13 protein-coding genes are annotated in these 14,542 nt (G+C 32.5%); 10 read left to right on the forward strand and 3 right to left on the reverse strand.

The features are described 5' to 3' along the window. Positions 1-6 precede the first annotated feature (6 nt). Together J8L88_RS08350 and bglX are read right to left on the reverse strand one after the other, a co-directional pair. Positions 7-2,280 carry a glycoside hydrolase family 3 N-terminal domain-containing protein gene (locus J8L88_RS08350; protein ID WP_211060499.1) on the reverse strand — a complete coding sequence of 758 codons (2,274 nt, stop codon included), beginning with the start codon at positions 2,278-2,280 and terminating at the stop codon, positions 7-9. A 3-nt stretch (positions 2,281-2,283) separates the two neighbouring features. Continuing rightward, positions 2,284-4,533: a beta-glucosidase BglX gene (bglX, locus tag J8L88_RS08355; RefSeq protein ID WP_051336335.1), complete on the reverse strand. Its 2,250-nt coding sequence runs from the start codon at positions 4,531-4,533 to the stop codon at positions 2,284-2,286. A 719-nt stretch (positions 4,534-5,252) separates the two neighbouring features. Here bglX and J8L88_RS08360 point away from each other — a divergent pair. The 7 genes from J8L88_RS08360 (at position 5,253) to arsM (ending at position 10,421) form a co-directional block, all read left to right on the forward strand. After that, positions 5,253-5,588, forward strand: a complete 336-nt coding sequence (locus J8L88_RS08360; RefSeq protein WP_027394949.1) for an arsenosugar biosynthesis-associated peroxidase-like protein — start codon at positions 5,253-5,255, stop codon at positions 5,586-5,588. A gap of 60 nt (positions 5,589-5,648) precedes the next feature. Then, the gene (gene arsS / locus J8L88_RS08365) at positions 5,649-6,704 is read left to right on the forward strand and encodes an arsenosugar biosynthesis radical SAM (seleno)protein ArsS (protein ID WP_118387775.1); all 1,056 of its coding nucleotides are present in this window, start codon (positions 5,649-5,651) and stop codon (positions 6,702-6,704) included. Positions 6,705-6,706: 2 nt separating this feature from the next. Continuing rightward, positions 6,707-7,393 (forward strand): DUF2064 domain-containing protein, encoded by a 687-nt coding sequence (locus J8L88_RS08370; RefSeq protein WP_027394947.1) that lies wholly within the window; start codon positions 6,707-6,709, stop codon positions 7,391-7,393. A 109-nt stretch (positions 7,394-7,502) separates the two neighbouring features. After that, positions 7,503-8,003 (forward strand): rhodanese-like domain-containing protein, encoded by a 501-nt coding sequence (locus J8L88_RS08375; RefSeq protein WP_027394946.1) that lies wholly within the window; start codon positions 7,503-7,505, stop codon positions 8,001-8,003. Next, on the forward strand, positions 8,003-8,614 hold the full coding sequence (locus tag J8L88_RS08380; RefSeq protein WP_027394945.1) for a TIGR04282 family arsenosugar biosynthesis glycosyltransferase: 612 nt from the start codon (positions 8,003-8,005) through the stop codon (positions 8,612-8,614). Before J8L88_RS08375 ends, J8L88_RS08380 begins: the two co-directional genes overlap by 1 nt. After that, positions 8,611-9,423: a purine-nucleoside phosphorylase gene (locus tag J8L88_RS08385; RefSeq protein ID WP_027394944.1), complete on the forward strand. Its 813-nt coding sequence runs from the start codon at positions 8,611-8,613 to the stop codon at positions 9,421-9,423. Before J8L88_RS08380 ends, J8L88_RS08385 begins: the two co-directional genes overlap by 4 nt. A gap of 29 nt (positions 9,424-9,452) precedes the next feature. Then, positions 9,453-10,421 (forward strand): arsenosugar biosynthesis arsenite methyltransferase ArsM, encoded by a 969-nt coding sequence (gene arsM, locus J8L88_RS08390; RefSeq protein ID WP_027394943.1) that lies wholly within the window; start codon positions 9,453-9,455, stop codon positions 10,419-10,421. A gap of 54 nt (positions 10,422-10,475) precedes the next feature. On the opposite strand, the gene J8L88_RS08395 is transcribed toward arsM, so the two are convergent. Further along, positions 10,476-11,696 (reverse strand): NADH:flavin oxidoreductase/NADH oxidase family protein, encoded by a 1,221-nt coding sequence (locus tag J8L88_RS08395; RefSeq protein ID WP_211060500.1) that lies wholly within the window; start codon positions 11,694-11,696, stop codon positions 10,476-10,478. 232 nt (positions 11,697-11,928) lie between these two features. On the opposite strand from J8L88_RS08395, the gene J8L88_RS08400 reads away from it, so the two are divergent. Genes J8L88_RS08400 through J8L88_RS08410 form a run of 3 tightly spaced genes read left to right on the forward strand, consistent with a single transcriptional unit; the run spans position 11,929 to position 14,520 of the window. Further along, positions 11,929-12,642: a DUF547 domain-containing protein gene (locus J8L88_RS08400; RefSeq protein ID WP_035086196.1), complete on the forward strand. Its 714-nt coding sequence runs from the start codon at positions 11,929-11,931 to the stop codon at positions 12,640-12,642. 27 nt (positions 12,643-12,669) lie between these two features. Further along, on the forward strand, positions 12,670-13,380 hold the full coding sequence (locus tag J8L88_RS08405) for a TIGR04283 family arsenosugar biosynthesis glycosyltransferase (RefSeq protein WP_211060501.1): 711 nt from the start codon (positions 12,670-12,672) through the stop codon (positions 13,378-13,380). 24 nt (positions 13,381-13,404) lie between these two features. Next, entirely contained in the window at positions 13,405-14,520 is a 1,116-nt protein-coding gene (locus J8L88_RS08410) for an AraC family transcriptional regulator (RefSeq protein WP_118387783.1), read from the forward strand. Positions 14,521-14,542 lie beyond the last annotated feature (22 nt).

The following is a 14,542-nucleotide window of genomic DNA, read 5'->3' on the forward strand; positions in this document are numbered from 1 at the left end:
TGATAATTATTTAAGCTCAAATTTTTTCTTTAAATCTCCAATACTAATTTCAAATTCTCCCGATTCAGCAATTGTTTCTAAACTCTCGTTTACAAAAGACAATTCGTCTTTTGTAATTGTAAAAGAAACTACCTTAGACTCTCCTGCATTTAAAGCTATTTTTTCGTATCCTTTTAAGGCGCGAACCTCTGGTGTAATACTAGCATAGAGATCACTAACAAACAAAAGCACAGCTTCTTTTCCTTTTCTATTTCCAGTATTAGTAACTTTTACAGATACTTTAATTGATCCATCTTGCGTCATTTGAGTAGAACTTAATGACAAATCACTATACTTAAAGCTAGTGTAAGACAACCCATCACCAAACTCATATTGCTGATCATAATCCGATTCATAATAATTTGGAACAGCGATATTATCAGAGTGTTTATGATTATAATTCACAAAAGCATGAGGGTGCTTAGGATAATTTATTGGTAATCTCCCAGATGGGTTTTCTAAACCAAACAATAAATCTACTAAAGCATCAGCTCCATAGTTTCCTGGTAAATACCCCATATAAACTGCATCTACTAGAGGTTCTATTTCATTAAAAATGATTGGTCTTCCTTCTAATAAAACAAGTATTATCTTCTTTCCGGTTTTAGCTAATGCTTTGGTTAATTTTATCTGATCCTTTGGCAACAATATAGAATTTATATTTCCTGGAGTTTCTGTATAAGAATTCTCACCTAAACACAATAATATTACATCACTTTGTTTTGCAGCTTTCACAGCTTCATTGATATTGTTTTCTCCGTCAAAAGATACTCCTTGTATAAATGTAGTATTACCTGTTTTTGTAAAAGCTTCAGCAATAGTATTTTTATCTTTTGCATAATTATCAGCTTCACTACCCTGCCAATTATAAGACCATCCGCCATTAAGTGATCTCATTGTATTTGCAGTTGGTCCAGTAACCAATATTTTAGACTTTTCTGCTATAGGCAAAATATTATTGTTGTTTTTTAACAACGTGAAAGATTCTAGAGCTGCTTTTTTACTAACCTCAGCAAACTTATCAGATCCAAAATCAGGGTATTTTTTGGGGTCCGTAACAGGGTTTTCAAACAACCCTAATTGCATTTTAACTTTTAATATTCTGGAAACCGCATCGTTAATTCTTTCTTCAGAAACACTTCCTTCTTTCACTAATTCCACTAATAATTCCGAAAACTCAAAATCATGTGGAACCATACTCATATCTATACCAGCATTAACTGATATCTTAATAGCATCTTTAATTGTTTCTGCAACTTTATGTCTAGTATGTAGATAGTTAATATCCGCCCAATCTGTAACAGCAATACCTTGAAAACCTAATTCACCTCTAAGCACATCTGTCAATAAAAATTTACTAGCGTGTACTGGAACTCCATTAATTTCTCCAGAATTAATCATTAACGTTACTGATCCTGCATCTACAGCTTCTTTAAACGCAGGTAAAAAATACTGTCTTAGTTCTCTCTCTGGTATCCAAGCTGGTGTTCGATCCTTGCCAGAAAGTGGAACACTATATCCTAGATAATGTTTCATACAAGAGGCAACCGTATTAGGATCTCCAAGAGTTCCTTGATAACCTTCTACCATGGCAACACCCATTGTTTTGCCTAAGTAAACATCTTCTCCAAATGTTTCCCACAACCTAGGCCACAACGGATTTCTTCCTAATCCTAAAACAGGAGAGAAATTCCAAGGTATTGAGGATGCTCTAGTTTCATATGCAGAAATTTTTGCCGCTTCTCTTACCAAATCTTTATTAAATGTTGCTGCCAATCCTATCTGTTGTGGAAACAACGTTGCTCCGATAGTATAATTTACTCCATGAATTGCATCAATCCCATAAATAATAGGAATCTGTCTAGGAGTTTTAGCCGCTTCATCTTGGAAAGTTTTAATGGTTTTATACCAATCTTGTCTAGATAACGGTACTCCCGGAGTATTAAGTATTGAGCCTACCTTGTAAGTATGAATAGCTTTATGAACTAATGCAGAATCTAACTCATAGGGTTGTGCCGAACTAAACTGATTGTCGCCTTTGGTAACCACATCGAGTGTGATTTGTGTCATTTGCCCCACCTTTTCTTCCAGAGTCATTTCTGACAGTAATGAAGCTACTTTGTTATCTATCTCTGTATTCATTGCAGGAGTTTCTCTCACCGATTCCTTTTTCTTTTTATTAACTTCAGAATCACAACTGATTACTATTAGTACCAGCACTATTATATATAATTTTCGCATCATTTATTTTTTAAAAGAAAAATCAATTTCTAAATCTGTTTTTGAACTACCTCCAACGAATACTTTAAAATCTCCAGGTTCTGCCTCCCACTTCTTATTGGCAGTATAAAACTGAATTGTTTTTTCATCAATTTTAAAAGTTACCGTCTGACTTTCTTTAGGATTTAATTCTACTATTTTAAAGTCTTTTAATTCTTTAACCGGACGCGTTAAACTTCCAAATAAATCTCGAATATAAAGCTGAACTACTTCTTTCCCTTTTCGTTCACCTGCGTTAGTAACTGTCACAGAGACCGACAAATCTCCTCCTGTAGTAAAAGATGACGAACTTATTTTAAAGTCTTTATATTTAAACTTAGTATAGCTTAATCCATGTCCGAAAGAGAATAATGCGTCATTCTTTTCATCAGTATAATGCGACCAGAACACCATTCCATCGGCATTAACTGGTCTTCCTGTATTCTTTACATTATAGTATATAGGTAATTGCCCAACATGTCTAGGAAAAGAGACCGGTAATTTACCAGAAGGATTATAATCTCCAAATAACACATCAGCAATTGCACTCCCTGATGTTGAACCTAAATGCCATGTCTCTAAGATAGAAGGTGCTTTTTCTGCCACATTAGAGATTGCCATAGGCCGACCATTCATAAGTACAACAACTATATTTTTGTTTACAGCATAAATCTCTTTGAATAATTTTTGCTGCGGTTTTGTTAATTCAATACTTACTTGACTTCTTGCCTCTCCAGATTGAAAAGCTTCCTCTCCAATAGCTAAGACTACAACCTCTGCATCTTTAGCCGCTTTTACTGCTTCTTCAATACCCCTAAAATCTTCTCTATTCACTTTTAAGTCTCTCACAAAACTCCTTTCACCTACACCTAATTCAACTCCTTTTGCATACGATATCTTAGTAGTTTTTTCTACTGCAGATTTAATCCCTTCTAAAAGAGACACCGCAGAATTAGGTGTTGCCATACCTCTCCAACTTCCTATAGGAGTATCCTTATCATCAGCCAACGGACCTATTACAGCAATACTTTTTATGTTTTTTTTAAGTGGTAGAATATTCTTATCATTCTTAAGCAAAACAATAGATTTTCTTGCTACATCTCTAGCCACTTCTAAATGCTCCTTAGTATAAATGTCTTTTTTCTCACGATTTTCATCACAATATTTAAATGGGTCATCAAATAACCCTAATTTAAACTTAACTCTAAGTATTCGCTTAGCGGCCTCTTCAATTAATTTTTCATCGACCTTTCCTTGTTTTACTAACTGCTCTAAACCTGCTTCATAAGCTCTACCTTCCATATCCATATCATTACCAGCCTTCATTGCTAATTCTGCCGCATGTGTTTTATCCTTTGCGTATCCATGAAATATCATTTCTGCAATAGAAGCCCAATCCGAAACTATAAATCCATCCCAATCCCAGGTTTTCTTAAGAATATCTCTCTGTAATCCTTTATGTCCTGTTGCTGGTATACCATCAATTTCATTAAATGAACTCATCATAGAAGCAACGCCTGCATCCACAGCAGCCTTAAATGGAGGCAACACAGTATTATGTAATTCATACTCTCCAATACTTACTGTATTATAATCTCTACCACCTTCTGCGAAACCATATGCAGCAAAATGCTTAGCGCAAGCCGCTAGTGTATTATTCTTAGACAAATCATCTCCCTGAAAACCTTCAATTCTAGCAACCGCAATCTTAGAAGCTAAAAAAGGATCCTCTCCAGCTCCTTCCATAACCCTACCCCAACGAGCATCTCTAGAAATATCCATCATTGGCCCAAATGCCCAATTTATTCCGGAAGCTGTTGCTTCTTTTGCTGCTATAGACGAAGATTTCGTTATTGCCTCTAGATCCCAACTTGCACTTTCTCCTAAAGGAATTGGAAAAATAGTTTTAAAACCATGGATCACATCATACCCAAAAAGTAATGGAATTTTTAACCTCGAATTTTCAATAACCGTTTTCTGTAATTCCTTAGTTCCCGCTACAGAAGTAGCATTAAGCATTGCTCCCACTTCACCATTTCTAAGTTTTTCATATTTTTCTTTATTTCCTACATCAGAAGGTGGCCCCGTTACATCCCAGCTTCCATTATATAATACAAGCTGACCTATTTTTTCTTTTAGCGTCATAATAGCTATCAAAGAATCTACTTTCTTTTCTATACGATCAGAAGATTCTTTTTCCTTCTTATTTTGGGAGAAACTATATTTCGGTATCATTAAAAAAAGCCCCACTATAACTAAACCTACACCCCTAAAGTTATATTTTTTACAATCCTTCACTATACTTATCTTTTAATTTTTAGCAATAAATGTATTTACAATTCTATCTTTCAAATCTTCTTAATAAATATTTACTTAAAAACACTATGAAGAGTAAATAAATATTTTAGATTTTTTGTTGTCAATATTGATAAAGCTACAACATTACATTGTATTTTAAACTAATCTATCAATCTTAACATTCTATGTACATGTAATAAACATGGAATGTTGTAAATTCAAAAATATCTAAAAAAATATCTGTAAATCAGTTGTTTATGTTTTTAAAGTGTTAAAATTTTAAAAAGAAGTAATATCTAGGAAATCAAACCTAATATAGATTAAATAAATATTTTATCTAAAACCACTTTATAGTTTCTATTAACAATAGTATACTTTTTATAAAACAAAACAGCACCTTAATATCTTAACAAGTAAAGTCAAAAACCTCTAAAAATGAAAACAGATTAAAACATTATTTGTTTTTAAAACAATTTGTTTTTATAAGCTGACTGTAAATATTTTATAACAAAAACACTTAATTATTTAACATTAACTTTTATTTTATCTTCATAATGTTGACTTTAGTCTTTATTAAATAATTTGAGATTTATTGTAAGTTTTGATTCTTATTGCGCGACTAATAGTAAATGCTTGTAACTTAAAAACGACAACATATGTCTAAAACATATTATGATCCTGCGGATCTTAGAAAATTTGGAAAAATAACTGAATGGAGTGAAGAGCTAGGAACAAAATTCTTTGATTATTACGGAAAAGTTTTTGAAGAAGGTGCACTATCCGCTAGAGAGAAATCTTTAATAGCACTTGCTGTTTCGCACGTGGTAAAATGTCCTTATTGCATTGATGCTTACACTAAGGATGGACTTCAAAAAGGTATAACCAAAGAAGAAATGATGGAAGCAGTCCATACCGGAGCCGCCATAGAAAGTGGTGCAACTTTGGTACACGGCGTACAAATGATGAATAAATATGAAAAACTATCGATGTAAAATGTTTACTATAAATATGGTAATCTTATAACGCGGTATTATCAATGATAAAAATAATATATGGCTACTAAGTCACTCAAAAATAGAAATAACGAACTAGCAGACTCTCACAGACAATTAGAAATTCTAAATAATGGAATTTTTGCTAATGGAGAATTACCTAAGTTTGCAGATAAAATTGCAGAAATTGGACATAATTCACTGCGTCCCAATAAATTAGAAATTCTACAGATCAATGTAGGATATATGTGCAATCAAGTCTGTGAACATTGTCATGTGGATGCGGGACCTGATCGTAAAGAAATTATGACCAAAGAAACTATGCTACAATGCTTAGAAGTCATAAGAAAAACGGGGGCACACACATTAGATCTCACAGGTGGAGCGCCCGAAATGAATCCTAATTTTAGATGGTTTGTCGAGGAAGCAAGTAAAGCAGGAATTAAGGATTTTATCGTACGTAGTAATTTAACTATCATTAGAGCGAATAAAAAATACTATGACCTCCCCGATTTCTTTAAAAAACATAATGTGCATGTCGTTTCTTCCATGCCGCATTGGACCAGAGGAAAAACTGACAAACAACGTGGAGATGGAGTTTTTGATAAATCCATAAAAGCACTGCAAGAACTTAACGAACGAGGATATGGGATGCCAGACAGTGGTCTTAGATTAGATCTAGTTTATAATCCTTCTGGTGCCTTTTTACCAGGTGATCAAGCATCTATGGAAAAAGAATTTAAAAAAGCTCTTATAGAAGATTTTGGAATTCACTTTCATAATTTGTTTGCAATTACTAATTTACCGATCAGTAGATTTCTGGATTATTTAATTGCTTCTGAAAATTATGAAGATTATATGTACGCATTAGTAGAAGCTTATAATCCGTCGGCCGTAGCAAATGTAATGTGTACCAATACTATTTCTATTAGTTGGGATGGTTGGTTATATGATTGTGATTTTAACCAAATGCTAGATCTTAAAGTAGCTAGTAAAGTAAAGCATATTAGCGAGTATAATGAAGAATTACTCCAAAATAGAAATATTATTATCTCACAACACTGTTATGGCTGTACTGCCGGAGCTGGAAGTAGTTGTCAAGGGACTGTAGCATAAATATGAATAAAAAAACTGCCATATTAGTTTTTGCAAACTCTTCTAAAGAAGAGCTTCTAAACAAACCTATTATTGGTGGTGAAAAACTATTTGCTGAACTTACTAAAAAAACACTAAGGGTAGTAGAAAGCTCAGGACTTCCTTTTTTTATATTTACAGAAAAAAATCAAAATGGCAGTAATTTCGGAGAACGTTTTGTGAATGCAATTCAAGACACTTATGCACTTGGATATGAAAATGTAATTACAATAGGAAACGACACTCCTCACCTTAATAAAAACCATTTATTAGATAGTGCTAAACAACTTGAAAATAAAAAATTTGTTTTAGGTCCATCTTCCGATGGAGGATTTTATCTAATGGGATTGCATAAATCTCAATTCAATCTAAGTACTTTTTTAGAACTTCCATGGCAATCAAAAAAACTAGCTAAGAGTTTATCAATTATGATAAATACTTCAAAAATTGAAGTGACTAGACTCGAAGTTTTACATGATATTGATTCACTTGAAGATCTAAAAATTATAGCTAAGCTAAGTACTAAGTTCTCTAGAATTCTTACAACTATAATATCTCAGATTGTAAATACAAAAAAAGAGATATTCGATCGGAGTAAACAACTAAAAGACATTTATCTACTCTCCTCTTTTTACAATAAAGGATCACCTTCTTTCAGGGCTTACGTTTAATTAATTTTTACTCTAGCCTTCTCTTCATAAAAAAGTTATCAATAACTTTTAGAAAACAAGTCCATATTTAATAATACAATGTAATGTTACAGCAGGTAACATATGTTATATGAAAACAATAATTGTAGTACTAACTTTTATTATATCACCATTTTTGGTTTTTAGTCAGAATTCGCTTAAAGAATTACTTGACCAATATAATAATGAAAGTATTCCATACATCTCAGTAAAAGAATTAAGTACCATAAAAGACAAAGTTATTTTATTAGATGCAAGGGAAATTATTGAATACGAAACAAGTCATCTAAAAGGAGCTATACATGTAGGGTATGATCAATTTAACATGGATTTCTTATCAGATCAAAACATTCCTAAAAAATCTAAAATTGTTGTTTACTGCAGCTTAGGAATACGATCGGAAGATATCTCAGAAAAACTAAAAGAAGCAGGTTACAATAATATATATAATTTATATGGAGGGATCTTTGAATGGAAAAATAAGGATCATAAAGTAATTAATGCTAAAGGAGAAGAAACAAACCAAATACATGCATTTTCCAGACAATGGGGGAAATGGTTACATAAAGGAAAAAAAGTATATAAAAAGTGATGGAAAAGAACCTATTAATGATCTTTACTCGAAATCCAGAATTAGGTAAGTGCAAAACTCGCTTAGCTGCTACTATAGGAAATCAAGCCGCTCTAGAGGTTTATGAGCTATTATTAGATCATACCGTAACTATTACCAAAAATCTTTCGGTTACAAAAGAAGTACATTATTCCACAAGAATTGGCCAAAACGATATTTGGGATCCAACCATATATAATAAAAAACAACAAGAAGGAAAAGATCTTGGAATTAGAATGTACAACGCTTTCCAAAACGGTTTTGAATCGGGATATACAAACATAATCATAATAGGCAGTGATATGTACGATCTAAGTCAGCATGATATAGAAAATGCTTTCGAAGCTCTAAAAAATAATGAGTATGTAATAGGTCCCGCAGAAGATGGAGGTTATTATTTATTCGGAATGAAATCTTTGAATTCAAAAGTTTTTCAAAATAAATCCTGGGGGACAAATACAGTATTACAAAATACATTAAACGATATACAACAAACTAACGTCAAATTATTAGAAGAACGTAATGATGTAGATTATTATGAAGATATCAAAGACATCTCCGTTTTTCAACATTTATTAAGCTTAGCAAAATGATTAAATACATTAAAGAAACAACTGAATACTTACAACAAAAAGGGTTTGAAAATCCTGAAATAGGTATCATATTAGGAACAGGTCTAGGGCAGTTATTAGAACAAATAGAGATTCTCAAAGAAGTAAGCTACAATCACATCCCTAATTTCCCAACAGCTACAGTAGAATTTCATAAAGGAAAACTAATTTATGGAAAACTAGAAGGTAAAAATGTAGTAGTGATGCAAGGTCGTTTTCATTTATATGAAGGATACTCGCTACAAGATGTGACATATCCAGTGCGAATTATGAATGAATTAGGAATCAAAACACTTCTTGTTTCTAATGCCTCTGGGGCCATTAATTTAAACTTCAAAAAAGGAGAATTAATGCTTATAGAAGACCACATAAACCTTCAGGGAGGTTCCCCGTTAGCATTTAAAGGTGTTGAGCAATTAGGAACACGTTTTACAGATATGAGTGCTCCTTATGATCAAAAGATCAGTAATAAACTGGAAGCAATAGCAAAAGAGAATAACATCAACTTACATAAAGGTGTATATGCATCTGTAGTTGGCCCACAGCTAGAAACTCGTGCAGAATATCGTTATTTAAAAATAATTGGTGCGGATGCTGTTGGTATGAGTACTGTTCCAGAAGTAATTGTAGCTAATCATTTAGAAATGAATGTTGCAGCTGTATCTGTTCTTACTGATGAATGTGATCCTGATAATCTAAAACCAGTTGATATCGATGAGATTATTGCGATGGCTGGAAAAGCTGAACCAGAAATGATTCTTTTATTTAAAGAATTAATAAAGTCATTATAAAAAACCCCACTTTAAAAAGAAAAAAGAATATGAGTTATTTAGAAACCACACACGATGTATATAAAGAAGCAGCATTGACTCCGGATATAGGATTATGTTGTACTACAAATCCTATTTGGGAATTACCTGGATTAAAAATTCCAAAAATCATGCAGGAAATGAATTATGGTTGCGGAAGTACTGTAAATGCTCGTGATTTAACTAATAATCCAAAAGTTTTATATGTCGGTGTTGGAGGAGGAATGGAATTATTACAATTCTCATATTTCTCACGCCAAAAAAGTGGTGTAATCGGTATTGATGTAGTTCAAGAAATGTTAGATGCTTCTCATAAAAACTTTAAAGAGGCTGAAGAACAAAATGAATGGTTTAATAGTGATTTTGTAGATCTAAGATTTGGTGATGCACTAAATCTTCCGGTAGAAGATAATAGTATTGATGTAGCTGCCCAAAATTGTTTATTCAATATTTTTAAGGCAGAAGATCTAAAAAAAGCAATTGAGGAGATGTATCGGGTATTAAAACCTCATGGTAGATTAGTAATGAGTGACCCTACCTGTGAACAACCAATGAATGATACGCTTAGAAATGATGAACGATTAAGAGCGCTATGTCTTAGTGGTAGTCTACCAATTGCAGAATATGTAAAAGCATTGACCGATGTTGGTTTTGGAACTATAGAAATTAGAGCTCGTAAACCATATCGTATTCTAGATCCTAAAAATTATGAAACGGAAGAACTAATCTATATAGAATCTATAGAAGTAGCTGCAATCAAAGATCCAATGCCAGAAGATGGGCCTTGTATCTTTACAGGGAAAGCAGCTATTTATTATGGTGATGAAGATTATTTTGATGATAAAAAAGGACATGTACTACTAAAAAATCAACCAATCGCAATTTGCGACAAAACTGCTGGCGCGCTTGCTGATTTAGGAAGAAATGATATTTATATTAGTGAATCCACATATCACTACGATGGTGGTGGATGTTGCTAATACAATAAAATCATAAATTATATCCCTAAAACAATGGTTTTAGGGATATTTCTTTTAAAACAACTTTTTTATCATTGCTTTTTTGAATTCATATAAAATCAAAAACATTGAGCACCATAAAGGGTTCATAGTAGTTTTCAAACCTTTGCCCTTAGAAAATCTTATAATCTGTCTGGCATAAAAACCACCTTCTGCTGCATCCTCAAATTGTTTTAAACCAGTCCTTAGAACTAGGTTCTTAAGATACGGTAATTCACCTTTTAGGAATTTTGGAATATCTTCTCTATTTGTTATAAATGGCCTCGCCATACCAACTAGATCTACCTCTCCATTGATCAAAACTTCATTACAAAAATCATACGATCTAAAACCTCCTGTAATCATTAAGGGTAATTTACTAATAGCCCTAATCTTCTTAGCAAAATCAATAAAATAAGCCTCTCTTTGTTTAGTACTTTCCTTAAGTTCCGAGTCTTCTTCATTCATGGTAAAAAATGCTAGCTTCTCATAAGTTCCTCCCGATATTTCAAGTAAATCAATTTTTTCTTCGTCTAACATTTTTATTACTTCCAACGACTCTTCTTCTGTAAATCCACCTCTTTGAAAATCAGCAGAATTTAATTTTACAGAAATTGGAAAATCAACCCCAACTACGTTTCGAACCTCTCTAATAATAGTAAGCAATAAGCGACTTCGATTCTCGATACCACCTCCCCAACTGTCAGACCTAACATTAGTGTGAGGTGATAAAAACTGGCTTAATAAATACCCATGAGCAGAATGGATCTGAACTCCTGTAAAACCAGCTTCTTTGGCAATTCTAGCAGCATTCACAAAACGCTCAATTACATCCTGAATGTCTTTTTTAGTCATAGCTTTAGGTTTCCCAAAAAGCCCTAACTTTTTCAATTGCACTTCAGAAGGTGCTAAAGGACTATTCGTACCAAACCTATTTGTTTGTCTTCCTGAATGAGAAATTTGTACCCATATATGATTCCCATTCTTTTTACCTTCTTGTGCCCAGGATCTTAATTTGGGAAGCATTTTTTCATCATCAAAACATACATTTCCTGCAGATTCTAGATGTTTTCGGTCTATAACCACATTACCTGTTATTAATAAACCCGCTCCAGTTTTGGACCAATCTCTATATAACCGCTCATGACCTTTTGTAGGTTCAAACTTGCTATTACTAATCCGCTCTGTCATTGCAGATTTTACTAATCTATTGCTCAATGTAACCCCACAAGGAAGTTTAAAACCTGTACTAATCATATAAAAATAGTTCGATTACAATAATACGGAATCAGCAACTAACCTGCAACGTAAAAAAAATAGCAATAACTATCTTTGTAAGGAGTGGCATAAACTTTGGACTAAGATCAAGTATTTAACGAATATTTAATATAGTATTGGTTATTTGGAAAACAAAAAACAAACAGAAGTTGAACCTACTTAACCATTTGTAAAAACACTTACATCTGGATATATTTAAAAGATTATAAAAATGAGAACCCCAAAAATATTTGTATTCATATTAATTACATTTTTCTCTTTTCAAACAAAAGCGCAACAAAAACTTGATCACGCTATTTGGGATCAAATTTTACTAATTAATGTTTCTGAAGACGGTAAAGTTGATTATAAAGGTTTTATGAGAGATAGCTCCCAACTTTATCAATATTTCACTTATCTCTCTGATAATCCACCAACATCTTCTTGGAGTAAAGAAGAAAAACTAGCGTATTGGATTAATGCATACAATGCGTATACTATAAAATTAATTATAGATAACTACCCTCTAAAAAGTATAAAAGACATTAAAGATCCATGGGGAAGACAGTTTTTTAAAATTAATGGAGTATTACATAGTTTAAACGAATTAGAACACAAGATTCTTAGAAAACTAGGAGATCCTAGAATCCACTTTGCTATTAATTGTGCTTCTTACTCTTGTCCTATTGTATGGAATAGAGCTTTTACTGCTGGAAATGTGGATAATGCGCTGGAAACATTAACCAAGAATTTCATTAATGACCCTAAAAGAAACACGATTACCGAAGAAGTAGTAGAAGTATCTAAAATCTTCAGCTGGTTCAAAAAAGATTTTAAAGTTGATGGTGAAGATGCGAAAGCGTTTATCAACAAATATTCAGAAGTTAAGATTGACAAACAAAAAAAGAAAGGATATAAGAAATACGATTGGAGTTTAAATGAGTAATTTTATATTTTAAATTATAGTTCCCTTTTGAAAATATCTATCATAATTCCTATTCTTAATGAAGCAGCTACAATTTGTAAGCTGCTTTCCCATTTGATACAAACTTCTTCCTCCCCAAATTTCATTAAAGAGATCATAGTAGTTGACGGAGGAAGTGTGGATGAATCTCGAAAAACTGTTACAGATTTCGCAAATACACAAAAAACATCTATTAAATTAGTATCTTCAGAGAAAGGTCGTGCTAAACAAATGAATACAGGAGCTGCAGCAGCTTCTGGTGAAATACTTTATTTCCTACACGCAGATTCTTTTCCTCCTGATGGCTATGATAAGGATATTATCCAACAAATTCATGGAGGCAATGAAGCCGGTTGTTTTAGAATGAAATTTGATTCTAAACATTGGTGGCTTCGATTCTTAGGTTGGCTCACTCAATTCCAAAGTAAGCGCTGTCGTGGAGGTGATCAAAGTCAATTCATTACAGCTTCATTATTTAAAGAAATAGATGGATATGATGAAGCTTATATCGTTTATGAAGATAACGATTTAGTAGACCGCCTTTTTGCTATTGATAAATTTGTTATAATCCCTAAATATGTTATTACTTCTGCTAGACGTTATAGAGAAGTAGGTGTTTGGCGATTACAATATCACTTTTTAAATATTCATATGAGAAGATGGCTAGGAGCTTCATCAGAAGATTTGTATCGATATTATAAGGAAAAAGTTGTTTCTTAAATCTTCTTCTTTATCTTTAATCCAGTGGAAACGTTAGAGATACTTTTGGTTATATTATTATGTATTGGTGCCATACAAGGAATCATTTTTGGTATTATTTTATGGCAAAAACATGGAATACACTACTTGGCTAATCGATTTCTTGCCACTATATTATTCTTTTTCTCTTATCGCCTAATTGTAGAGACCTTAAATATTTTTGGGCTAGGACGATATGATTTTTGGTATCATATACTATTAGAATACAATTGGATATATGGAACGCTTATATATTTTTTTATAAAAAGTTACGTTAATCCTAAGTTCAAATTTTTAAGAAAAGATTGGATTCACTTCCTTCCTGTACTAATAGAATTTACTTGGAGCTTTTTTATAAAAGCGCAAAACTTTTACTGGGATGGCACTCGGGAGAGCCTCTCTTGGTTAGGGTATTGGGGATATGTAGTATGGATGCATTACCCTACTATGTTTATTGTTTCTGGAGCACTAATTGTTTTTTATAGTATTAAAGCTGAAAAAATACTTAGTAATACAATACAAGTAGAAGGATATAAAATTCTTGAAGAAAAACTCGACTGGATAAAAAGAGTTGTTTTAGTAATGAAAATATTTTCTATCATTTATGTGGTTGGGATATTAATCGATTTTTTCTTCTTCAATTTTGCAAGTAATTTTTTCTACGGACACCCTGTATTTATAGGCATGGCAATTATTACCTATTGGTTAGGCTTAGAGGGTTTTGCTCGAAGAAAAGAAAGTGCGTTCAAACAAATTACAATCATTTCTGACAAAGAGAAAGAGCAGCTACAAAACATTCGTAAAACCTTAGAAATTAAAATGAAGGAGGAACAGCTTTTCAAAAATCCAGAGCTTACCCTAGCTTCATTGTCAAAGCAACTTTCTGTAAAACCGTATTTAGTCACTAGATGTTTAAATACAATCTACCAAAAAAAGTTTACTGATTATATAAACGAACTTCGTTTTAAAGAAGTAAAGAGATTACTTGATAATCCTAAAAATGATAATCTTACACTGCTGGCTTTAGCCTATGATGCTGGTTTTAATTCTAAAGCTTCATTTAACAGAACCGTTAAAAAAATTACAGGAAAACCTCCTAGCGCTCTAAAAACAAAGTTTTAAAAGTTTCAATTTTTTAATTGAA

Source organism: Aquimarina sp. MMG015 (genome assembly GCF_018100855.1).
Taxonomy (GTDB): Bacteria; Bacteroidota; Bacteroidia; order Flavobacteriales; family Flavobacteriaceae; genus Aquimarina; species Aquimarina latercula.